18 protein-coding genes and 2 pseudogenes are annotated in these 22320 nt (G+C 61.9%); 1 reads left to right on the forward strand and 19 read right to left on the reverse strand.

Annotated elements, in window-relative coordinates:
- Positions 1–111: 111 nt before the first annotated feature.
- From der to ndk, 8 genes are all read right to left on the reverse strand, one after another.
- Complete coding sequence (der, locus tag PI93_RS17755; protein ID WP_039374689.1) at positions 112–1449, reverse strand: ribosome biogenesis GTPase Der; 1338 nt, start codon at positions 1447–1449, stop codon at positions 112–114.
- Positions 1450–1527: 78 nt separating this feature from the next.
- A complete protein-coding gene (gene bamB, locus PI93_RS17760; protein WP_052241043.1) occupies positions 1528–2712 on the reverse strand; it encodes an outer membrane protein assembly factor BamB in 1185 nt (394 codons plus the stop codon).
- A 98-nt stretch (positions 2713–2810) separates the two neighbouring features.
- Positions 2811–3440, reverse strand: a complete 630-nt coding sequence (locus PI93_RS17765) for a YfgM family protein (protein WP_039374688.1) — start codon at positions 3438–3440, stop codon at positions 2811–2813.
- A gap of 32 nt (positions 3441–3472) precedes the next feature.
- Positions 3473–4849 carry a histidine--tRNA ligase gene (gene hisS, locus PI93_RS17770; RefSeq protein WP_039374686.1) on the reverse strand — a complete coding sequence of 459 codons (1377 nt, stop codon included), beginning with the start codon at positions 4847–4849 and terminating at the stop codon, positions 3473–3475.
- Between the two features lie 23 nt (positions 4850–4872).
- Complete coding sequence (gene ispG / locus PI93_RS17775) at positions 4873–6153, reverse strand: flavodoxin-dependent (E)-4-hydroxy-3-methylbut-2-enyl-diphosphate synthase (protein ID WP_039374685.1); 1281 nt, start codon at positions 6151–6153, stop codon at positions 4873–4875.
- A gap of 18 nt (positions 6154–6171) precedes the next feature.
- A complete protein-coding gene (locus tag PI93_RS17780) occupies positions 6172–7242 on the reverse strand; it encodes a helix-turn-helix domain-containing protein (protein WP_052241038.1) in 1071 nt (356 codons plus the stop codon).
- A 261-nt stretch (positions 7243–7503) separates the two neighbouring features.
- Positions 7504–8625, reverse strand: a complete 1122-nt coding sequence (gene rlmN, locus PI93_RS17785) for a 23S rRNA (adenine(2503)-C(2))-methyltransferase RlmN (protein ID WP_039374683.1) — start codon at positions 8623–8625, stop codon at positions 7504–7506.
- A gap of 59 nt (positions 8626–8684) precedes the next feature.
- Complete coding sequence (gene ndk, locus PI93_RS17790) at positions 8685–9110, reverse strand: nucleoside-diphosphate kinase (protein WP_039374681.1); 426 nt, start codon at positions 9108–9110, stop codon at positions 8685–8687.
- A gap of 407 nt (positions 9111–9517) precedes the next feature.
- Here ndk and PI93_RS17795 point away from each other — a divergent pair, with 407 nt between their 5' ends.
- On the forward strand, positions 9518–10219 hold the full coding sequence (locus PI93_RS17795) for a Bax inhibitor-1/YccA family protein (protein ID WP_039374680.1): 702 nt from the start codon (positions 9518–9520) through the stop codon (positions 10217–10219).
- Between the two features lie 334 nt (positions 10220–10553).
- On the opposite strand, the pseudogene rlmD reads toward PI93_RS17795, so the two are convergent.
- The 11 genes and pseudogenes from rlmD to PI93_RS17850 form a co-directional block, all read right to left on the reverse strand.
- Positions 10554–11873: pseudogene (gene rlmD, locus PI93_RS17800) on the reverse strand (23S rRNA (uracil(1939)-C(5))-methyltransferase RlmD); the annotation flags it as partial.
- A 187-nt stretch (positions 11874–12060) separates the two neighbouring features.
- Positions 12061–12837 (reverse strand): 3'-5' exonuclease, encoded by a 777-nt coding sequence (locus PI93_RS17805; RefSeq protein ID WP_039374678.1) that lies wholly within the window; start codon positions 12835–12837, stop codon positions 12061–12063.
- A gap of 101 nt (positions 12838–12938) precedes the next feature.
- Positions 12939–13946: pseudogene (gene rpoS, locus PI93_RS17810) on the reverse strand (RNA polymerase sigma factor RpoS); the annotation flags it as partial.
- A 105-nt stretch (positions 13947–14051) separates the two neighbouring features.
- A complete protein-coding gene (locus PI93_RS17815; RefSeq protein ID WP_224785873.1) occupies positions 14052–14834 on the reverse strand; it encodes a peptidoglycan DD-metalloendopeptidase family protein in 783 nt (260 codons plus the stop codon).
- An 85-nt stretch (positions 14835–14919) separates the two neighbouring features.
- Positions 14920–15945, reverse strand: a complete 1026-nt coding sequence (locus PI93_RS25115) for a protein-L-isoaspartate(D-aspartate) O-methyltransferase (RefSeq protein WP_407945370.1) — start codon at positions 15943–15945, stop codon at positions 14920–14922.
- A 119-nt stretch (positions 15946–16064) separates the two neighbouring features.
- On the reverse strand, positions 16065–16826 hold the full coding sequence (gene surE, locus PI93_RS17825; RefSeq protein ID WP_039374674.1) for a 5'/3'-nucleotidase SurE: 762 nt from the start codon (positions 16824–16826) through the stop codon (positions 16065–16067).
- Positions 16827–17009: 183 nt separating this feature from the next.
- Positions 17010–17828 (reverse strand): ABC transporter permease, encoded by an 819-nt coding sequence (locus PI93_RS17830; RefSeq protein ID WP_039374673.1) that lies wholly within the window; start codon positions 17826–17828, stop codon positions 17010–17012.
- Between the two features lie 162 nt (positions 17829–17990).
- A complete protein-coding gene (locus PI93_RS17835) occupies positions 17991–18803 on the reverse strand; it encodes an ABC transporter ATP-binding protein (RefSeq protein ID WP_039374746.1) in 813 nt (270 codons plus the stop codon).
- A complete protein-coding gene (locus PI93_RS17840) occupies positions 18803–19834 on the reverse strand; it encodes an ABC transporter substrate-binding protein (protein WP_039374671.1) in 1032 nt (343 codons plus the stop codon). Before PI93_RS17840 ends, PI93_RS17835 begins: the two co-directional genes overlap by 1 nt.
- A gap of 107 nt (positions 19835–19941) precedes the next feature.
- Positions 19942–21144, reverse strand: coding sequence for a CaiB/BaiF CoA transferase family protein (locus tag PI93_RS17845; RefSeq protein WP_039374744.1), 1203 nt, complete (start codon positions 21142–21144; stop codon positions 19942–19944).
- A 353-nt stretch (positions 21145–21497) separates the two neighbouring features.
- On the reverse strand, positions 21498–22223 hold the full coding sequence (locus PI93_RS17850; RefSeq protein WP_052241037.1) for a helix-turn-helix transcriptional regulator: 726 nt from the start codon (positions 22221–22223) through the stop codon (positions 21498–21500).
- Between the last annotated feature and the right edge of the window lie 97 nt (positions 22224–22320).

The following is a 22320-nucleotide window of genomic DNA, read 5'->3' on the forward strand; positions in this document are numbered from 1 at the left end:
ATTTTTAGCAAATGACCGTAAGCCAGGGCATGTGCGCGCTTCCCACCCTGACTTCCACACTATAGCTGATTTTGCTAGCGTCGCCAGCAAAACCCCGCCCCGGACTGGCTTTCACTCGCCCTTGGCGTAAGGGTTCGCGCTGTTGCGGAACTCTATGCGTAATGGAGTGCCCTTCAACTTAAAAGTTTCGCGGAAACGGTTCTCAAGGTAGCGGCGATACGTATCCGTCACGCCATCGAGACTATTCCCGTGGATGACGATGATCGGCGGATTCGAGCCCCCTTGGTGTGCGTAGCGCAGCTTCGGACGGGAGAACCCGGAACGTCGCGGTTGCTGGTGCTCCACCGCTTCGATGAGCGCCTTCGTGAGCTTCGGCGTCGGGAGCTTGCTCATCGCTGCCGCATACGCCTCATCCACCGAACGCATCAAGGGGCCAATGCCCGTGGCCTTTGCCGCCGAAACGAAGTGAAAGTTCGCAAAAGAGAGGAACTTGAGCTTTCGCTCCAATTCCTGCTTCGTCTGATCACGGGTGTACTCGTCCAGCCCATCCCACTTGTTCACGCCAACGACCAGCGCGCGTCCCGATTCGACGATGAAGCCGGCGATATGCGCGTCCTGATCCGAGATGTCCTGACGGGCGTCGAGCATGAGGATCACGACGTTCGCGTCAGCGATCGATTGCAGTGTTTTCACCACCGAAAACTTCTCGACGGCCTCGAACACCTTGCCGCGACGGCGCAGACCGGCCGTATCGATCAGCGTGTAATTACGCCCCTGACGTTCAAACTCGATATGAATCGAGTCGCGCGTGGTGCCCGGCATGTCGAACGCGATCACGCGCTCTTCACCGAGAAGCGTGTTGACCAACGTCGACTTACCGACGTTCGGACGGCCAACGATCGCGATCTTGACCCGCCCGTCGTTCTGCTTGTCCTCGTCGTTCTCGTCTTCATTCGCGTAGAACGGTGCGATGGCTTCGTCGATGACTTCCTTCACGCCGTCGCCGTGCGCAGCCGAGATCGCGAGCGGGTCGCCCAGACCGAGTTCGTAGAACTCGTTCGCGACCGACGAATACTTCATGCCCTCGGCCTTATTGACCACGAGCATGATCTTGCGCCCCGTCTTGCGCAGATAGTCGGCAATGATCTGGTCGTGAGGCGTAAGACCCTGACGCCCGTCCACGATGTAGATCACCACGTCGGCCTCGACCACGGCCTGACGCGTCTGCTTGGCCATTTCGTGGAAGATGCCTTCCTTGGCCACAGGTTCGAAGCCGCCGGTGTCGATCAACAGGTACGGATGCTCGCCAACGCGCCCCTCGCCATAGTGACGGTCGCGCGTGAGCCCGGGCATGTCGGCGACGAGCGCGTCGCGCGAGCGGGTCAAACGGTTGAATAGCGTCGATTTACCGACGTTGGGGCGCCCTACGAGCGCGATCACGGGTTTCATGAATAAGCCCTAAAAACGAAGACGGCCGGCGCGCTGCCGGCCGTTCCCGGAAAATGCCCGGGTGCTGCCGGTAACCGGTTACTCCGGACGGAAGCCGTAGATGTTGCCGTCGCGCGTTTGCACGACCAGTGTCTGACCGGCAAGGATCGGTTGCGCACTGATCGCACCGCTCAGCTTGACGCGAGCCAGAAACTCGCCGTTCTCACGCGACAGGAAATGCAGATAGCCCTGCTTGTCGCCCACTACCACCACACGGCCGAGCGCCAACGGCGCCGACAGGTCGCGGTATTTGAGCTTGTCGTTTTGCCACAGTGTACTGCCATCGGACGCGCTGAATGCGTACACAGCGCCATCGGTGTTCACCGCCGCGACCACACGTTCATCCTGCGTCACACCGTTGGGCGACGAGAAATCGCGGGCCCACAGGCCATTGCCGGTCTGAATATCGGCACAGCCCACGCGGCCCTGGAACGTCGCACCGCACACCTGACGACCGAACACGACCGGCGAACCGGTCACGTCGTTCACACGCTCCACTTCCGTCACGCCTTTCGGGAACGACAGCGGCGTGATCCACAGCGGATTGCCGGTATTGGCGTCGAGCGCCACGAGCTTGCCGCCCGGGAAGCCCGTGACGACCGCACGGTCGCCGACGAAAGTCATCCCCGTGCCGGTACGCAGCGTAAGCGTCGACGACGGTTGCGAATACGACCAACGCACCGAGCCCGTGCCCGAATCGAACGCCGTCACACGGTTGTTGATCGCGCGCACGACAACGATGCCCCGGCCGACCAGCGGCGCCGTGAGCACTTCGCTACCGGCGTTGGCCGTCCAGGACGGCTTGCCATCGTGATCGAACGCAATCACGTCGCCCTTGTGCGTGGCAACGACGGTCGTCTCGCCATCGCTACCCGGGCCAGCAGTAATGTTCGTGTCCGCCTTGGCCGACCACGTCGATGCTCCCGTATCCGCATCCACGCGCACGATGCTGCCGTTCGCGCCTGCCGCGAACACGGCGTTCCCGACCGCGACCGGTGCGAAGCTATAAGCACCAGCCTTGCCAACGCTTGCCGTCCAGATCTGCTTGACGGTCAACGCCTGCTTGATCTCCGTGAGCGGCGTCGGCTCGTGCGCCGGCTTGCTGCCGAAGAGTCCGCAACCACCCAGCGTACCCAGCACCGCCAGCGTCAGCACGGCAGTGCCCGCGCGCTTGAAAATGCCACGGCGCGTCGACGCTGCCTGCTCGGACTGTGACGTGGCCATCGTTTGCGGCATCGATCGACGGAAGTCGTTAAGGATCATCATGTACCCGGTTATGCGTTATGAGAGGGTAATACTTGCCAACGGAATGCCGACGCGCGTCAGGCCCCGAGCGCGTCAAGCTTGAACTGAACAAACTGGCGCATGCCCGAATCCTGCTTGTCGAGCTTGTCGAGTGCCAGCTTGTATGCGGCACGCGCATCGGCGACCTTGCTCTGCGCCACCAGCACGTCGCCACGGCGATCGGCGAACACGCCCGCATACGACGCAGGCGGATTGTCGAGCAGCTTGAGTGCTTCGTCGTATGCCTTCTCGTCAAGCAACACACCTGCCAGACGCAGCTTGGCCAGTTGCTTGTACTCGTCGTCCTTCGCGTTCGACACCGCCCACTGGAGTTGCGCCTTCGAACCCGCCGCATCGCCCGCATCTGCCAGCGACTTGGCCGCGAGCAGCGCCGTCATCTGCGCGTAGGGCGTGCCGCTGAACTTGCTTTCCATGTCCGATGCGATACGGGCGACCTTCGCCTTATCCTTCGCGTCGATGGCATTTTCCAGCTCGCCGTACAGGACGCCCGCTTCGACCGTCTGCTTACGGTCGTAATAGCGCCAAAGATTCCAGCCACCATAGGCCAGCATGATGACGACCAGCGTCCAGATAACGTAATTGCCGTACTGCTTCCACCAGGCCTTTACGTTCTCGATCTGTTCCTGTTCCTCGTGATAGCTGCTCATTCGCCGGTGCTCTCCGTGTCTGGCGTCTTCGATTAATGAAGGGTTTCGTTACCCGCGCCGACATCGGCCAGGCTTTCGTTCACGCTTTCGTCCGCACTCGCCACGATCGCGTCGATCAGGTACTCGGCGAGACCCTCGAACACCACGCTCGTCTGGTTGTTCGCCTGATCGGCAGCCCGCAGATGCTTGACCACGGCAGTGCCCGAGGCGACCTCGTTCTCGCCAATGATCACCGCGAAGTTCGCGCCGCTCGCGTCCGCACGCTTCATTTGGGACTTGAAGCTGCTGCCTTTGCCATCCGGGCTGCAATGGAAGACGACGTTCAACCCGGCGTCACGCATGCGTTCCGCTGCGATCAGCGCGGGCGCGACGGCCGCTTCGCCCTGATGCACGACATAGACGTCGGCGCCTTCGGCCTGCGGCACGAGGTCATCTTCGCGCAGCAATTCAAGAATGCGCTCGACGCCCATGGCCCAGCCGCAGGCTGGCGTAGCATCGCCACCCAGTTGCTCGACGAGCGGATCGTAGCGACCGCCGCCAGCCACCGTGCCCTGTGCGCCCAGCTTGTCGGTCACCCATTCGAACACGGTCAGATTGTAGTAATCCAGCCCGCGCACCAGACGCGGATTGATCGTGAACGGGATGTTGTTCGCCTTGAGCAACGACTGCACGCCTTCGAAGTGCTTGATCGAATCCTCACCGAGGTAGTCGATGAGCTTCGGCGCCCCTTCGACCATCTCCTGCATCGCCGGGTTCTTCGTATCGAGCACGCGCAGCGGGTTCGTGTAAAGACGACGCTTGCCGTCTTCATCGAGCAGGTCGACGTGCTTCTCGAGGTAGGCGATCAGATCGGCGCGATGACGTGCGCGCTCTTCACCCTGCCCCAGCGAATTGAGTTGGAGATGAATGCCCGTCAGTCCGAGATCGTCCCACAGCCGTTGGCACATCAGAATGATTTCGACGTCCGCATCGGGACCGGCGAGGCCCAGCGCTTCGACGCCCACCTGATGGAACTGGCGATAGCGACCACGCTGCGGCTTCTCGTGACGGAACATCGGGCCGAAGTACCACAGACGCTTCGGGCCGCTGTACAGCAGGTTGTGCTCGAGCGTCGCGCGAACGGCAGCCGCCGTCCCCTCGGGGCGCATCGTCAACTGCTCGCCATTCAGCGAATCGGTGAAGCTGTACATCTCCTTCTCGACGATATCGGTCACTTCGCCAATACCGCGCGTGAACAACTGCGTGTGCTCGAGAATCGGGGTACGAATCTGCTGATAGCCGTACGCACGCAACATGGCGCGCACCGATTCTTCAAAGAACTCCCACAGGGCTTCGTCCTGCGGAAGAATGTCGTTCATGCCTTTGACCCCGGCCAGTTTGGCGGGGCGCTTCTTCTTTGCGTCAGTCATATTCTCTTGTGTGTCCTGCCTGCTTACGCGGCGACTGCCCCTTCGGCCTGACCGTAACGGGTCTTCACGTACTCGTCGACGATCTGCTGGAACTCTTCGGCGATATGATCGCCGCGCAGCGTGCGCACCTTTTCTCCATCGACGAAAACCGGCGCTGCCGGCGATTCGCCCGAACCCGGCAAGCTGATGCCGATGTTCGCGTGTTTCGATTCTCCCGGGCCGTTCACGATGCAACCCATGACTGCGACGTTCATGTTCTCGACGCCCGGATATTGAGCCTTCCAGACCGGCATTTGTTCACGCAGATATGTCTGAATGCTCGACGCCAATTCCTGGAACACGGTACTCGTCGTGCGGCCGCACCCCGGACAGGCAATGACCATCGGCGCAAATGCGCGCAGGCCCATCGTCTGCAGAATTTCCTGCGCCACCACGACCTCGCCCGTACGCGCGCCGCCCGGCTCGGGCGTCAGCGAAATACGGATCGTGTCGCCAATACCTTCCTGTAGCAGCACCGACAGTGCGGCCGTCGACGCCACGATGCCCTTCGATCCCATACCGGCTTCGGTCAGCCCGAGATGCAACGCGTAATCGCAACGCTTGGCCAACTCGCGATATACGGCGATCAGGTCCTGCACCGCGCTCACCTTGCAGGAGAGCAGAATCTTGTCGGCAGGAAGGCCCACGCGCTGCGCCAGCTCAGCCGATTCCAGCGCCGACGTGATGAGCGCTTCGTACATCACGCTTTGCGCGTCCCAAGGCGTCGCACGGGCCGCATTCTCGTCCATGATGCGCGCGAGCAGCGACTGGTCCAGGCTGCCCCAGTTCACACCGATGCGCACCGGCTTGTCGTACTTGGCCGCCATTTCGATCATTTGCGCGAACTGCGTGTCGCGCTTGGCGCCCTGCCCGACGTTCCCCGGATTGATACGGTATTTCGACAGCGTTTCGGCACACGCCGGATAGTCAGCAAGCAGCTTGTGACCGTTGTAGTGAAAGTCGCCGACGAGCGGCACCATCACCCCCATGCGATCGAGTTGCTCGCGAATGGCCGGTACAGCAGCGGCCGCTTCCGGCGTATTCACGGTGATGCGAACCAGCTCGGAGCCGGCTTGCGCCAGTTCCTTGACCTGAATGGCCGTACCGATGACATCTTCCGTATCGGTATTGGTCATCGATTGCACGCGAATCGGCGAGTCGCCACCGACTGTCACGAGTTGCCCGCCCCAGCGAATCGCGACCTTGCGCGACTGACGACGAGGTGCCGGACCGCCGATGATCGGCATGCATTCTACAGAAGCCATGATTACCCTCTTTCGGTCTTACTGGAGCGTCAGACGCGCCACGTTGCCCGCGTTGCGGGACTTGATCTCGACCGGTTGACCGTTGAATTCCAGCGACTCGACGCCCGCGACGTTACCCACAACGATCTTGAGCGGCGCGTCGCCCGTAATTTCCTGTTCGGCACCTGCGCGCATCAACTGGGAGAACAGCACCTTGCCGTCCTTCGAACGCACTTCCACCCAGCTATCCGCCTTCAGGTGCAACGCAATCTTGCCATTGCCCGGCACGCCCGCGCTGGACGCCTTGGCATCGACCGGCGTCACCGCGGTCGCGACGACCGGTGCCGCTGCGGCGCTGGCGCCCGCCAATCCTGCGACCACATGCGTCGGATCGGTCGCAGCGATCAGGCCTGCGCCTGCGGTCGCTGCACTGGCCGACGCGCTATTGACCGTACCTTCCGTATTTCCGTTGTTCGCCGCATTGGTGCCGTCTGCACCCGGGGGCGTTCCATTGGCATCGGCCACCACCGGCTGACTCGCCGGCTCGGCAGCGTCCGCCGCCCCCTGGGCCGACGTCGCGCTGGCCAGCTCTGCCGGCTCGGTCGAACCACGACCCGGCTTATGCGCATTGCCGAAATACCAAGCGGCGCCGGCGATCACCACGAGCGCTGCCAGGGCCCAAGGCCATTTGGCTTGCGAGGCGGCAACCGGCGAACGAAAACGCACCGGGCTCTTCGGAATACTCGGCTGCCCCGTCTGGGGCTGCGGAATATCGATGGGAGCGGCGCGGCCAAAACGGCGCAGCGGCTCGATCATCGGTTCCGGATCGGCACCGAGCATACGTGCGTAGCTACGCACGACGCCCTGAATAAACGGCATTTCCGGCAAGGCATTCCACTCGCCGGCTTCAAGACGTTTGAGCTTTTGCACCGAGACTTTCAGGCGCGCCGACACGTCTTCGATCGACATGCCGCGCTTCTCGCGCAATGCAGCCAGTTGCGCACCCACCTGCGCCCCAAGCTCAGCCCATCCGGCGGTCGCGCTCTGCGGCAATCCCTGGCTGTCGGCCCCGGCTTGCCCGCCTGCATCCGCCTGATTCTGGTTATCCATCGATACGCCCCCGTTCGTAAGCAGCCGCCCGCAGCGGCTGAGGATATGCTGGCGACAGTTCCACCACCTCACCTCTCGTGCGCGCGACGTGAAAATCTGCGCAACGCATCGAACGGTTCAGCGAGGAACTGACGGAATCGCGCAAGGCACGAAACGCGCCCCGCGCAAAGAATGCTGTCGTGCGAGACTGATCCGACGGGCGGCATGGCGCGTGCGGGGCCGACGGCCCTCGCCACGGTCCACGCCCGCCCATGCGCAACCTCATACGGTGCGCACCTCGACCGCGATTTTCCCGAATTTGCCGCGCTGTGCAAGTCGCGTGCGATCCTGCACCTCACCGGCAAGCTGACCGCAGGCGGCATCGATGTCGTCGCCGCGGGTCTTGCGCACGGTCGTCACGAGCCCTGCGTCGAGCAGAATTTGCGCAAAACGCTTGATCTGCGGGTCTTTCGAGCGCAGCAGGCCGGACTCGGGAAACGGGTTGAACGGAATCAGATTGAATTTGCACGGCACGTCGCGCGTCAGGGCGACAAGCTCGCGCGCATGCGCCTCGGTGTCGTTCACACCGTCGAGCATGCAGTACTCGAACGTGATGAAATCGCGCGGCGCTACTTCCAGGTAACGCTCGCACGCGCCCATCAGCTCGCGTAACGGATATTTCTTGTTGAGCGGCACGAGTACATCGCGCAAGGCGTCGTTCGGCGCATGCAACGACACGGCCAGCGCCACAGGCAACTCCTGCCCCAGGCGGTCCATCATCGGCACGACACCCGAGGTCGACAGCGTGACGCGGCGACGAGACAGCCCGTAGGCGTTATCGTCGAGCATCAGGCGCATGGCGCCCACGACATTTTCGAAATTGAGCAGCGGTTCGCCCATGCCCATCATCACCACATTGGTGATGACACGCTCGTTCTTGCCCTCGCGCCCGAGGTCGCGGCGCAATGCGAATTCGGCCATCCACAATTGGCCGATGATTTCACCCAGCGACAGATTGCGCGAGAAACCCTGCTTGCCGGTCGAACAGAACCGGCAGTTGACGGCGCAGCCTGCCTGCGATGAAACGCAAAGCGTGCCGCGCGTCTCCTCGGGGATGTAGACGGTCTCAACGGCATTGCCGTTACCCACGTCAAGCAGCCATTTGCGCGTGCCATCGGTCGACACGTGGTCGGTGATGGCCGTCGGCGCGGCGATGATCGCACGGGTGTGCAACTTCTCGCGCAGCGACTTGGCGAGATCGGTCATGCCGTCGAAATCGGCGGCACCCATCTGGTGGATCCAACGCTGGAGCTGGCGCGCACGGAACGGCTTCTCGCCGAGCGTGCCGCAATAGGCGGCCAGACCGTCCGGATCGTAATCAAGCAGATTCGTAAGGTTGGTCATGGCCCTGGTCCGTCAACATCCCTTCGGTATCTTCCTGCGATTGAGCGGCTAAACGCGTATTAACGCGCGTAGACGTTCAAGCCGGCGAAGAAGAACGACACTTCGGCAGCAGCCGTTTCGGCGGCGTCCGAACCGTGAACAGCATTCGCGTCGATGCTGTCGGCGAAATCGGCGCGGATCGTGCCCTTTTCAGCCTTCTTCGGGTCGGTGGCGCCCATCAGTTCGCGGTTCTTCGCGATGGCGTTTTCACCTTCCAGCACTTGAATCATGACCGGACCCGAGATCATGAAATCGACCAGATCCTTGAAGAACGGACGTTCCTTGTGCACGCCGTAGAATTGCTCGGCTTCAGCACGCGAGAGGTGCACCAGCTTGGCAGCGGCGATCTTCAGGCCTGCGCCTTCGAAACGGCTGTAAATCTGGCCGATCACGTTCTTGGCAACGGCATCGGGCTTGATAATCGACAAAGTGCGTTCGACTGCCATGAAAAACTCCAAAAAATTAAGCAGTTATATAACCAACATGAACCCGTAATTGTAGCACGAAGGCTGTTATGATGGGGATGGAACCTACAGTGCGCGTACCGCTCAAACGCAGGACGGCCGGGACGATCCGGCTTTTCGGGAAGTTGACGTAAGGGTGCGAATCCGGCACCTTACCCTAATGGGAAGGTTGGAAGGTGTATCGGCGAATTGAAATTCGGGCATTTGCCCTGAAATTTCGAGAATCGTCTGAACGCCTCCCCGGGAGTCTTTCGGTATCCTTTGACTTCGACGACAAGCCAGACCTACGGCTGCGGGGGATTTACCGGCAACAAGGCCGGTCATCGTAAGCGTCAAGAGGCGCTTGCCGGCCCCGCCGGCGGGCACAATGACCACGGAGAACACAAGATATGAACCAGGATTTCCAACGTTTCGGCTACGGTGGGACGCAAGGCGTCACGACCGTACAAGTGCGCAACAAGGTACTGCGCAATACGTACTGGCTGCTCGCACTGTCGATGCTGCCGACGATTGCGGGCGCCTGGCTGGGCGTCAATTATGGCTTCTCGCTGTTCGCGGGCAGCCCGATGGTCAGCGTGATCGCTTTCCTCGCCATCGCCTTCGGCTTCATGTTCGCCATCGAGCGCTTCAAGAATAGCGGTGTGGGTGTGGCGCTGTTGCTGGGCTTCACGTTCTTCATGGGCCTGATGCTCACGCGCCTGCTGAGCTTTGTGCTGGGTTTCTCCAACGGCGCGTCGCTCATCATGATGGCGTTCGGCGGAACTGCCGTGATTTTCGGGGTGATGGCAACGGTCGCTACGGTCAGCAAGCGTGACTTCAGCGGTCTGGGCAAGTGGTTGTTCATGGGCGTGCTCGTGATCCTGCTGGCCTCGGTTGCCAATATCTGGCTGCAATTGCCGGCGCTGATGCTGACGGTCTCGGTGCTCGCGATCGCCATCTTCTCGGCGTACATCCTGTTCGACGTGCAGCGTGTCGTGAACGGCGGCGAGACGAATTATGTGACGGCGACGCTCGCGATTTACCTCGACCTGTACAACATCTTCACCAACCTGCTCGCCATCCTTGGCGTGCTGGGCGGCAACCGCAACTGACGCGGCGAACGGCAGAGACGGCGAAGCGGGCCTCGCCCGCATCGCCCAGATGCCCTGGATGCAAAAAAGCCAGTCCCTCGGGACTGGCTTTTTCTTTGCGCGACAGCATTGGCTCGGACAGCCTAGCCGCGCGGCCTGCGAGTGACTCCCCTCCTCGCGTGAATCGGGCAGTTACCGGGCAAGCCACCCATCGAACGAGCGATCAGGCCTCGTCGTGGATGACGCCATCGCCCCCGACGGCGCCAGCCACGGCCTCAACGCCTTCGTCCGCCGGGTCCGCATCGGCGTCGGACTCCGACACCCGCATGCGCGGCACCCACGGCTGACCGATACTCTCATGCTCGAACACGGCCATCGACTCGACGTGTGAAGTGTGCGGGAACATGTTCACCACTCCTGCAAGCGTCAGGCGATACCCCGCTTCGTGCACGAGCAATCCGGCATCCCGAGCCAGCGTTGCGGGGCTGCAGGACACGTAGACGATGCGCTTGGGCAGGCCCTCATACCCCTGCTGAGCGAGTTCGGCCAGCGCCTTCGATACGGCGAGCGCCCCTTCTCGTGGCGGATCGATCAGGTAACGATCAAAGGCGCCCAGGGCACGGATGTCGTCCGGCGTGATATCGAACAGATTCCGGCAAGCGAATTCGGTGCGCTCCGCCACGCCATTGCGCTGCGCGTTGGCGAGTGCGCGTTCGGTCAGCGTCGTGCTGCCTTCGATGCCCACGACCGTTCCGGCGCGACGCGCCAGCGGTAACGTGAAATTGCCCAGACCGCAGAACAGATCGAGCACGCGCTCATGCGGCTGCGGCGCGAGCAATCGCAACGCGCGATGCACGAGCACGCGATTGATCTGATGATTGACCTGCGTGAAGTCGGTCGGCTTGAACGGCATCCGAATCTGGTACTCGGGCAGCGTGTAGTGCAACTCCGGCTCAAGCGGATAGAACGGCACGGCGGTGTCCGGCCCTTTCGTCTGCAACCAGAATTGCACGCCGTTCGCGTCAGCGAATGCGCGCAGGATGTCTTCATCCGCCGGCGTGAGCGGTTCAAGGATACGCAGTACCAGCGCGGTCACGTCCGCGCCGATCGCCAACTCGATTTGCGGCAGACGCTCGCGAATCGACAGCGACTCGACCAGGCGCCGCAGCGGTACCAGCATGTCCGACACGTGACGCGGCAACACCTCGCATGAGTCCATGTCTGCGACGTAGCTGCTCTTGCGCTCGTGGAAACCGATGAGAACGCCGCCCTTCTTCGGCACGTCACGCACCGTCAGGCGCGCACGGAATCGATAACCCCAGTCGGGCCCCTGAATCGGCCGAAGCATGGCCTCGGCTTTTACCTTGCCAAGACGGGCCAGATTGTCTTCGAGCACGCGCTGCTTGATCGCAATTTGCGCACGCGGCTCGAGATGCTGCATCGAACACCCGCCGCATTTGCCGAAATGCGGACATTGCGGCTTGGCGCGCATCGGGCTCGCACGCAGGATGTCGATAGCCTCGGCCTGTTCGAATTTGGGTTTGCGTCGGTAGCTGAGATACGTAACGCGTTCGTCCGGCAGCGCGCCTTCGACGAAAATCACCTTGCCGGGTTTGTACTCTGGAGTCCCTGGTTCGCCCTCGGGTGCGGTACGGCCAACGCCGCGCGCCTCCATGTCGAGCGATTCGATATCGATGATGCCGGGCTCGGCGCTGGGCCGATTGCGCGAGGAGTTTCGGGAGGAGCGGGTCACGTCTTTATTCTCATATGCGACAGCAAACCCGGCATTTTAATCGATTCGCTCGCCACCGATGCAGCGAGGGTGTGGGCACCGTCGCCTCATGCGTCGCCAATGAGCAAAATCACACCCAGGCGGCGAGATACTCTTTCCAGTGCGGCGCCGCTTCCTGCTCGAGCGAGCGCCTCACAAACTCGATTTCCTGGTCGTATTCCGCCTGACGCAATCCCCCTCGCATCAATTGATAACGGCAATAGACAAGGTACGTATTCACAACATCCGTTTCGCAGTAATTGCGAATCTCTTCGAGTTTGCCGTCGCGATAGGCTTCCCAGACCTTACTGCCGTCCATACCCAGCTTGCCGGGAAAACCGCACAGCTTCGCGAGATCATCGAGCGGTGCATTTGCGCGCGCCTGATACATCGCCAGCAAATCCATCAAATCCAGATGGCGCTGGTGATAGCGGCTGATGTAGTTATTCCACTTGAACTCGCGATCGTCTTCGCCCATATCCCAATATCGGGGCGCCGCAATGCCGTGAATCATCGCGCGGTAATGCAATACCGGCAAATCGAATCCGCCGCCGTTCCACGACACGATCTGCGGCGCGTACTTTTCGATGGTGCGATAGAAACCGGAAACCAGCGGCCCCTCACCGTCTTCGAGTGTGCCGAGCGATTTCACGCGAAACCCGTCGCGATCGCGAAATACACAGGAAATGGCGGCAACGCGATGCAAGTGCAACGGCAGGAAATCGTGCCCTACCTTTTCGCGGCGGGCAGCGAAGGCCGCTTCGGCAACGGCGTCGTCGGAGAGGCCGGCATACGCGGGTTCCAGCTTGCGCAAGCCGTCAACGTCGGGAATCGTTTCAATGTCGAAGACGAGTACGGGAGATGGCATGATGAAAATCTGAAAAAAGAATCGGCGGGCGTCGCAACACGGTATCGGTGCAGTGCCGACGCGCGCTCAACACAAGACGCGCCGTCAGACGCCGACATCCATCAGAGCACGGCGTCCTTACGCACGCCATTCGACGCGAAATAGCGCTTGAGTTTGACGAGCGCCTCTTGCTGGATCTGACGCACGCGCTCGCGGGTCAATCCCATTTCGTCGGCCAGCTCCTCAAGCGTGGCGGGCTCCACGCGATTGAGACCGAACCGGCGCTCGATGACATAACGATGTTTGGTGGACAGTCGCGAGAGCCACAATCGCATGAGGTCTTCCAGTTCCCGATGCTGCACCTCCTGCTCCGGCGCCTGACTATGATCGTCGGAGAGCAGGTCGAGCAGACTGCTGCCGGGATCGATTTCGAGCGGCGCGTCGAGCGATGCCACATGCTCGTTGAGCGCGAGGATGTCGGTGATCTCTTCGGGTGTCTTGCCGGTTAAATCGGCAATGTCCTCGATGCGGGCATCACGTTGTTCGCCACCGTCGACATACGCGGCACTCTTTTCCAGGTGACGCTTCGCGCGAAGCACCTGATTGAGTTCTCGAATGACGTGCACCGGCAGGCGTACCGTGCGCGCCTGATTCATGATGGCGCGCTCGATGCTCTGACGAATCCACCACGTCGCATACGTGGAAAAGCGGAAACCGCGCCCCGGATCGAACTTCTCGATGGCATGCATCAGACCGAGGTTGCCCTCCTCGATCAGATCGAGCAACGGCACACCACGATTGAGATAGCCTTTCGCAATGCTCACGACGAGGCGCAGATTGCGCTCGATCATGACCTGACGCGCGGCAAATTCGCCTGCTTGCGCGCGCGTAGAGTAATCGAGTTCCTCTGCGGGCGTGAGCAGCGGTTTGACACTGATGCGATTGAGATAGTGCTGGACGGTATCGGCCGTAAGCTCGGCCTGCAGCACAGTGCCGAAATCGTCGCCGTCGGCGGACTTTCGCTTGCGGCCGGTGGCCGTTGGGGTACCGCCCTCTTCGGCGGCGTCGGACGACGAGGCGTCCTCCTCCTCCGCCTCGCGCTCGTCGAAAGCGTCGTCCACGTCCTCATCCTGCCGGGATTGCCGATCGTCAACGTCCTGATCGGTCTCCGGGGCAGCGAGGTCTTCCTCTTGCGAAGTACGACGCTTTCTCTTGAGCATTCGACCCTGCCTAGTTTATTGAGGCGGCAAATACTTCATCGGATCTACAGGCTTGCCGTCGCGGCGCACCTCGAAGTGCAGCATGACACGATCTGCATCCGAGTTACCCATTTCGGCAATTTTCTGACCCCGCGTGACGGAGTCGCCTTCCTTGACCAACAGTGTGCGGTTGTGCGCATACGCCGTCAAGAAGGTGGCATCGTGTTTGATGATGACGAGGTTGCCATAGCCACGCAGGCCGGCACCCGAATACACCACTTTACCCGCGCCGGCCGCGTAGACGGGATCGCCAGGATTACCGGCGATATTCAGGCCCTTGTTCTTCGAATCGTCGAAACGACCCACGACGCTCCCCTTCGCCGGCCATGAGAGCTGCAGCTCGCCACTCGACACGGCCGACGGCGCCGCCGAGGCGGACGAGCTCGTTGGCGGCGGCACGACGGCCGGCGGCACCGATGCCGGATTGTTGCTGGCGGACGACGGCGTGCTGCCCATCGGCGCTGGCAGCGGGGTCCCGGTATCGCCTGCTGGCGGCTTCACACGCAGTACCTGACCCACTTCAATCTGGTCCGGGTTCTGGATGTTGTTCCAGCGAGCAATGTCGCGATAGTTCTGACCATTCTCCAGCGCAATGCGATAGAGACGATCGCCCGGCTTGACGCGATAAAACCCGGCCGGCACCGGCGTGTTGTCGATGACGGGCGCACCGCCCGGCACACTGCTGTCGGTCGTCGTACCGCCTACGGTACGGTCAACGACCGGCGCCCCGACTTGTCGCGATGCGCACGCTGCCAGCATGCTCAGCAACAGGACACTGGCGACGCGTTGTTGGAAACCCGCTCGCAAATTCACTCAAATCCTCCGCAGAATAGGCCCGACGGGCTTAAATGATGCCCGATTTTAAGGGGACGAATAACACCCTATCAAGCTGCGTCTCGCGCCACTGGCGCGCACCGACGCGCTCGATGAGGGTCAAAATCTGTTGCTCACCGCCCACGGGGGCGACGAGACGTGCGCCAACGGCGAGCTGATCGATCAGCGCATCCGGAATTTCCAGCCCGGCGGCCGCGATCACTATGCCGTCAAAAGGCGCGACGGCGGGCAGCCCCAGGCGCCCGTCGCCATAATGCAAGCGAATATTGGGCACCCGTAGCGGCCGCAGGTTGGCTTTGGCCCGCTCATGTAGCGGGCGCACGCGCTCGATTGAATAGACGTCGCGCGCTACGCATGACAACACGGCCGCCTGATAGCCACACCCGGTGCCGATTTCCAGCACCTTCTCCAGCGGACGCCCGCCGGCGAGCAGCAACTCGATCATGCGTCCGACGACCGATGGCTTCGAAATCGTCTGCCCATGCCCGATCGGCAATGCGGCGTCTTCATAAGCCTGATTCGCGAGCGCTGCATCGACGAACCCATGACGCGGCACCATCGCCAGCGCCGCCAGCACGCCCGGGTGTTTGACGCCCGAGGCCGCCACGCGTTCAGCCATTCGCGCGCGAACCCGATCCGATGTCAACCCAATGCCATCGGGCGAATTGGCAAGCATCGGGGTATTCGCACGCGCTGTGCCGCCAGTCAAAACCTTCACGGAGGTCGAACTACGCACCGTACTTTTTGCCCCGGCCACACCGCCCTTTTGAGGAACGCCCGCCCCCGTCGCCTTGGCGGCAGGCCGAGGCGTGCTTTTCGCGGTATGCGGCGCTGGCTGAGCATGCGGTGCAGACGCCGGCCTTGCAAGTCCTTTCGGCACGACCGCGTGCGGCGTGTGCGCCCCGCCGGGTCGGGCCGAGGCCCCTGCCATCGGGGTGGACGCTGCTCGCAAACCGTTATGCGGCGAGGCGGAAGGACTCCCGTTTGCCGGCGTTTTTCCATTCCCCTGGCTCGTGGGCGCCGCGCCGCGCGTCATGGCGGCAGGCGGTGCACCCGCGGGGCTCGCGCGCGACGCCTTGTCGAGCACCGGCGCCTTGCGTTGCCGGCGGGCCATCACTTCGGCCAGAGGAAGGGGAAAACGCTTCGGCGGTGTCGTCATCGTTGGGCCACCCCTGCGCTGGCCAGCCAATCGTGCACGACGCCAAGTCGTGCGGTATGCGTGAGATCCAGTTGCAAGGGGGTGACCGAGACGTAATCGTGCGCCACGGCGTGGAAATCGGTGCCTTCGCTGCTATCGCGAGCATCGCCGGCCGGGCCGATCCAGTAAATCGTTTCGCCGCGCGGATTTTCCTGACGGATCACCGGCTGCGATTGGTGTCGTTTCCCAAGACGCGTGGCGAGTGAGCCTTTCAGGCGGTCGTACGGCAAATTGGGGATATTGACATTCAAAAGGAAGGGGGCGCCCAGCGGGCGCTCCATATAGCGCTCGACAATCTCGCGCGCCACACGCGCGGCACTCTCAAGATGGTCCCAGCCTTTGTTCACTTGCGAAAACGCGAACGAGGGAATACCGAAGAGGAAACCTTCGGTGGCCGCCGCCACGGTACCGGAGTACAGCGTGTCTTCGCCCATGTTCTGACCGTTGTTGATCCCGGAGACAACGATATCGGGCCGTTCATCGAGCAACCCGGTCAGCGCAACGTGCACACAGTCGGTCGGCGTGCCGTTGATGAACGTGAAACCGTTACCGGCCTTGAACACCGAAAGCGGTCGTTGCAGGGTGAGAGAATTGGACGCACCACTACAGTTCTGTTCGGGCGCCACCACGGTAATGTCGCCAAGCGGTGCCAGCGCTTCATAAAGCGCGGCCAGGCCTGGCGCCTGATACCCATCGTCGTTGCTGAGCAGGATTCGCATGCGGCAATTGTAACCGAGGAAAGGTGCTCGGATATGACGCCGTGGCGGCATCGGTCGCGTCTTCGCCACGACACACGGCGCCGACAAAATTGCCACCGTTCTGCCACATATTGACTGCCGATCCGTCTCGGCCGCCGGCGCTGATACGGTGATTCAGCCACCGGCGAACGACCAGATCCGCAGTTACATCTTCTCGGTCTCTCCGGCTTGCGGCTGCCAGACCAGCAAACGCCGCTCAACCACACCGACAAGCCCGTCGAGCACCAGTGCGAACGCCGTCAGGATCAGCACCCCCGCGATGACCGCGTTAATGTCGAACGTTCCTTCCGCCTGCAGGATCAGATACCCCACGCCGCGCGCCGAGCCAAGGTACTCCCCGACGACCGCCCCGACAAACGCCAGACCGACCGAGTTGTGCAGACTGGAGAACACCCAGCTGGTGGCGCTCGGCAGATACACCCGACGCAACAACTGACGCTGATTTGCGCCCAGCATGCGCGCATTGGCCAGCACGACCGGGCTCACTTCCTTCACGCCCTGATAGACGTTGAAGAACACGATGAAGAACACCAGCGTCACCCCCAACGCGACTTTCGACCAGATGCCAAGCCCGAACCACACGCCGAAGATAGGGGCGAGAATCACGCGAGGCATCGAGTTGGCCGCCTTGATGTACGGATCGAGCAGCGCACCCGCACTTGGCGACAGCGCCAGCCACAACCCCACGGCCAACCCGAATACGGTACCGATCGCAAACGCGAGCACCGTCTCGAGCAGCGTGACACCGAGATGAAGATAGATCTCCCCGCTGGCGAACCATTGCCAGATCTGGAGCAGCACTTTCTGCGGCTCACCGAAGAAGAAAGCCGCCTTGTCGGGGCTGTCGAAATAGAACGCGGGCAGCAGGGTCGGGCTCGTGAGCACGTACCAGACAAGAAAACCCAATACCAGCAGCAGCCACTGCCACAACCGCAAGTGCCGCATGATCGAACGATTACGCATGACGAACGAATTCCGGGAATATCAGACAAGCCACCAGGCGAATCAGACAGGCCAATCGAACAGGCCGAAGCCGTCTGGCAAATTGAACCATTCCATCCAGTCCAGCCAGCGAACCCAGCCGCACACACCTATCAGAAGCCCTGAGATATCACACATGACGATTCAGACGGCCTTCAACTGTTGCGCATAGCCCTTGAGCACCTCTTCGCGCAACACGTCCCATATCTGTGCATGCAGTTCGGTAAAGCGCGGATGATTCCGGATCTCCGCCACATCCCTCGGACGCGGCAGATCGATCCGGAATTCGCCGATGGGATGCGTACCCGGCCCTGCGGCAAGCACCACGACACGGTCCGACAGCGCAATTGCCTCATCCAGATCATGCGTGATGAAGAGCACTGCGCGGCGCTTCGCAGCCCATAACTCAAGCAACTCGTTCTCCATGAGTTGACGCGTCTGGATATCGAGCGCCGAGAACGGCTCGTCCATCAGGATGATGTCCGGATCGAGAATCAGTGTCTGCGCCATGGCTACACGCTTGCGCATGCCGCCCGAGAGTTGGTGCGGGTATCGATCGCCGAACCCGCCCAGTCCCACACGCTTGAGCCACTCGTTCCCGCGTGCCGAGGCTTCCTCAGGCGCCACGCCACGAAACTCCAGACCGGCGGTCACGTTGTCGATCGCGTTACGCCACGGCATTAACGCTTCGGCCTGAAACATATAGCCGGCGCGCGAATTGATGCCCTTTAGCGGCTCGCCAAACACCTTGACCGTGCCGGACGACGGCGCCAGCAAGCCGGCAGCGACGTTGAGCAATGTCGACTTGCCGCACCCCGTCGGACCGACGACCGAGACGAACTCGCCCGGCGCAATGTCGAGCGACGTGTCGGCGACCGCCGTGTAACGCGCTGAACGGTCGTCTCGCGCGACGAACGTACACGAAATACTGTCGAAACTCAGAGCCGGCGCAGTCATCATTTGTACTTGGCGTCGGCCTTCTTGGTGAACTCGTTCGTGAACGTCTTCGACAGATCGATCGACTTGCCCTTGACCGTCTCGTCGAACGCTTGCAACGTGCGCAACGCGGTGGCCGGGCCATCGGCAGGAATCAGGCCGTCCGGCGAAATGGCTTCCTTCACACGACTCCACGCATCGAGGTAAAGCGCGCGGTCGCCAAGCAGGTAGGCGTCGGGCACCGTCTTGATGAGATCCGACGGACCTGCCGTCTGGAGCCAACGCAAGGCGCGAACCATGGCATTGGTGAGCGCCTGGGTGGTGTTCGGATTTTTCTGAATGAACGATTCGTTCGTGTACAGGCAACCTGCCGGCATGTTCCCGCCGAACACCGACACCGTTTCCTTGAGCGTGCGCGTGTCCGAGATCACACGGATCTCCTTGTCGCGCTCCAGCATCGTGATGACCGGATCGAGATTGACGATGGCGTCGATGTTGCCCGACCGAATTGCGGCGAGCGCGCCGGACGACGCACCGACACCGACGAATGCCACCTCGTTGGGTTTGACACCGCCCTTGGCGAGCACGAAGTTCGCCATGATGTTTGTCGACGACCCCGGCGCGGTCACACCGATTTTCTTGCCGCGCAAGTCGGCCAGCGATTTGTAGTTCGGCAGCGTCTTGTTCGACACCCCGAAGACAATCTGCGGCGCACGTCCCTGCAGTACGAACGCGCGAATGTACTGGTTTTTTGCCTGCAACAGGATCGTGTGTTCGTAAGCGCCCGACACCACATCGGCGCTCCCGCCCACGAGCGCTTGCAGCGCTTTCGAGCCGCCGGCGAAGTCCGAGATCTCGACGTCGAGTCCTTCGTCCTTGAAGTAGTTCAGGCGTTCGGCAATCGTGAGCGGCAAGTAATAGAACAGATTTTTGCCGCCGACGGCAATCGCGATTTTGGTCTTTTCGAGCTTGGCTTGAGCGAATCCGGGCCGAATGCCCGTGCCGATCAGACCAGTGGCGGCCAGTGCCGTGACGAACTGACGTCGTTGCATGGTGTTTGTCTCCGTGGTTGCAGCGTTCTTTCTTTGTTTGGCGTGCTTTTTATTCACGAATCGCGGCGATTGCCGCGCCCCGTGTTCCTGCGCAAAATCGTGTCAGTTCAAATGACGCCACCCTCGCGCAGTGCTTTGATTTGCCCGGCATCATAACCCAGTTGCCCGAGCACTTCGTCCGTATGCGCACCGAGTTCCGGGCCGAGCCATTGCGTCTGTCCCGGCGTCTCCGAGAGCTTCGGCGTCACGTTCGGCAGCTCGATCGGCGTGCCATCCGGGAAGGTGTGTCGCTGGATCATCTGACGCGCGATGAACTGCGGATCCTTGAACATATCGGCAACGGTGTAAATGCGGCTGGCCGGCACATCGGCGCCCTGAAGCACCGCAAGCGCCTCGTCGATGGGACGCTCACTCGTCCAGTGCCCGATCGCCTCGTCGATTTCCTGCGTGCGCGGCACACGGCCATCGTTATGCGCCAGCGCCGGGTCTTCGGCAAGATCGGACCGGCCGATCGCATGCATCAGACGCTTGAAGATCGGATCGCTGTTGCCCCCCACCACAATCATGCCGTCGGCACAGGGATAGGTATTCGACGGCACAATGCCAGGCAACGATGCGCCCGTGCGCTCCCGCACCATGCCCGCCACGCTGTACTCCGGCACCACGCTTTCCATCAGATTGAAGACAGCCTCGTACAGCGCGACATCGACCACCTGCCCTCGCCCGCCGTTCACGTTGCGGTGATGCAGCGCCATCATCGCGCCGATCACACCGTGCAGTGCGGCGATGGAATCGCCGATAGAAATACCGATGCGTGGCGGCGGCAGTTCCGGATAACCGGTGATATGACGCAACCCGCCCATCGACTCGGCAATCGCGCCGAAGCCGGGCCGGTCACGGTACGGTCCCGTCTGCCCGTAGCCCGACAGTCGCACCATCACGAGCCCCGGATTCTCCGCCGACAATTGCTCGTATCCCAGCCCGAACCGCTCGAGCAACCCCGGGCGGAAATTCTCGACCACGATGTCGGCCTGCGCGGCGAGCTTGCGCACGATCTGCTGCCCCTCGGGGGACTTGAGATTGATCGTCACCGACTTTTTGTTGCGAGCCTGCACGGCCCACCACAGCGATGTGCCTCCCGCATCCGGATGCAGCTTGCGCCACTTTCGCAGCGGATCGCCATGCTGCGGGTCTTCGATCTTGATGACCTCGGCTCCGAACTCCCCCAACATGCGCGCGGCAAACGGACCGGCGATCAGCGTGCCGAGTTCGAGGACCTTCACACCGGCAAGCGCCCCCTTGGCCGGCAGGCCGGTGCCACCGGTGACAGGCGAAGCGGAAGATTCGGGAGACGAGCCGGCAGCGGATGCCGTAGACGTCGGGGCAGGACCTTGCGGCGATGCAGATTCAAACGGCTTGGACGACTTGGACAACGCGTGGACTCCTATGCCTCGTCGACGACGGTCGTCGTCGACTTCGAGACGCCACCTGAGGGCAGCGCCGATACCAATGGGTGGCAAATGAAGTTCGTATAGTAATTCGACAGTCGGCTATCGGCCAATCACCTCGCAGCAGATCCTGGAATGTTCCGAGTCAAATCGCGCCGAAGTCCGACCAAAGTCCCCCCTCCGATACCTCGGCACCGGGATACGACCACAATGCCTCACGTCTCGAATAGATGGCGCGCGCCGCGCTGCGCCGCAATGTAGATCGCCTCTCCGCGATTGCGTGCACCGAGCCGGCGGTACAACGCGGACACATGCGTCTTGGCGGTGCCCTCGGAAATCACGAGTTGCTGGCAGATCGTTTTGATAGATAAACCGCGCGAGAGCAGTGCGAGAATTTCGTACTGCCGCTGAGAGATGCCGAGCAACGCCGACTCGGCCAGTTGTGTCGCCTTGTCGCCCCCCAATGGGAACACCGGCAGACGCGAGAGAGGCAACGCCTCGCCCATGGCCTCCTGCCGCCAGAGCACGAGTAACGCCGAGAGTGCCTCGTCCGGGACGAATCGCCCGCCCGAGAACGCCAGATCGAAGACCGAACGAATTCTCGCGACCGAATTCGGCCACGGCAGGCAGGCGGCAACACCCGCTTGCAGCCAGCGAATGATTTCATCGGGAAAACCCGCATCGCCGATGACGATAACGGGCACCGCCGGCACGCATTCGGCCGCCATCGCACACAAGGTGTCGATCGCAGGCGTGCGAGCCACGGACTCCTCAAGGACAAGCGCGCGACGCGACGGCAATTCGCGCAACCAGACCCAGTCCTGCACCGTCACATCGTCGACGTGACGCAAGACCGGCGGTGTCGCGTTCGCTTCGGTCTGCAACGCGACTTGCAGGCCGCTCAGCCAGGTGGCAGCCTCACCCACGACCAGCACACGCATGGTTTCCCCTGTCGTTCCGGTCGACACGTTCGTGCCGCCGTTCCCCCGCTGTTTTTGTCACGCCCGTCGCGTGTTTTGTTGACTCGGCCGGAAAATC

The sequence above is a fragment of the Pandoraea fibrosis genome (assembly GCF_000807775.2).
GTDB classification, from domain to species: Bacteria; Pseudomonadota; Gammaproteobacteria; order Burkholderiales; family Burkholderiaceae; genus Pandoraea; species Pandoraea fibrosis.

Excerpts from the sequence above, each read along its gene's own strand:
- der (WP_039374689.1), bottom strand. The coding sequence starts at position 1,449 with ATGAAACCCGTGATCGCGCTCGTAGGGCGCCCCAACGTCGGTAAATCG.
- bamB (WP_052241043.1), bottom strand. The coding sequence starts at position 2,712 with ATGGCCACGTCACAGTCCGAGCAGGCAGCGTCGACGCGCCGTGGCATT.
- PI93_RS17765 (WP_039374688.1), bottom strand. The coding sequence starts at position 3,440 with ATGAGCAGCTATCACGAGGAACAGGAACAGATCGAGAACGTAAAGGCC.
- hisS (WP_039374686.1), bottom strand. The coding sequence starts at position 4,849 with ATGACTGACGCAAAGAAGAAGCGCCCCGCCAAACTGGCCGGGGTCAAA.
- ispG (WP_039374685.1), bottom strand. The coding sequence starts at position 6,153 with ATGGCTTCTGTAGAATGCATGCCGATCATCGGCGGTCCGGCACCTCGT.
- PI93_RS17780 (WP_052241038.1), bottom strand. The coding sequence starts at position 7,242 with ATGGATAACCAGAATCAGGCGGATGCAGGCGGGCAAGCCGGGGCCGAC.
- rlmN (WP_039374683.1), bottom strand. The coding sequence starts at position 8,625 with ATGACCAACCTTACGAATCTGCTTGATTACGATCCGGACGGTCTGGCC.
- ndk (WP_039374681.1), bottom strand. The coding sequence starts at position 9,110 with ATGGCAGTCGAACGCACTTTGTCGATTATCAAGCCCGATGCCGTTGCC.
- PI93_RS17795 (WP_039374680.1), top strand. The coding sequence starts at position 9,518 with ATGAACCAGGATTTCCAACGTTTCGGCTACGGTGGGACGCAAGGCGTC.
- PI93_RS17805 (WP_039374678.1), bottom strand. The coding sequence starts at position 12,837 with ATGCCATCTCCCGTACTCGTCTTCGACATTGAAACGATTCCCGACGTT.
- PI93_RS17815 (WP_224785873.1), bottom strand. The coding sequence starts at position 14,834 with ATGCTGGCAGCGTGCGCATCGCGACAAGTCGGGGCGCCGGTCGTTGAC.
- PI93_RS25115 (WP_407945370.1), bottom strand. The coding sequence starts at position 15,945 with ATGACGCGCGGCGCGGCGCCCACGAGCCAGGGGAATGGAAAAACGCCG.
- surE (WP_039374674.1), bottom strand. The coding sequence starts at position 16,826 with ATGCGAATCCTGCTCAGCAACGACGATGGGTATCAGGCGCCAGGCCTG.
- PI93_RS17830 (WP_039374673.1), bottom strand. The coding sequence starts at position 17,828 with ATGCGTAATCGTTCGATCATGCGGCACTTGCGGTTGTGGCAGTGGCTG.
- PI93_RS17835 (WP_039374746.1), bottom strand. The coding sequence starts at position 18,803 with ATGACTGCGCCGGCTCTGAGTTTCGACAGTATTTCGTGTACGTTCGTC.
- PI93_RS17840 (WP_039374671.1), bottom strand. The coding sequence starts at position 19,834 with ATGCAACGACGTCAGTTCGTCACGGCACTGGCCGCCACTGGTCTGATC.
- PI93_RS17850 (WP_052241037.1), bottom strand. The coding sequence starts at position 22,223 with ATGCGTGTGCTGGTCGTGGGTGAGGCTGCCACCTGGCTGAGCGGCCTG.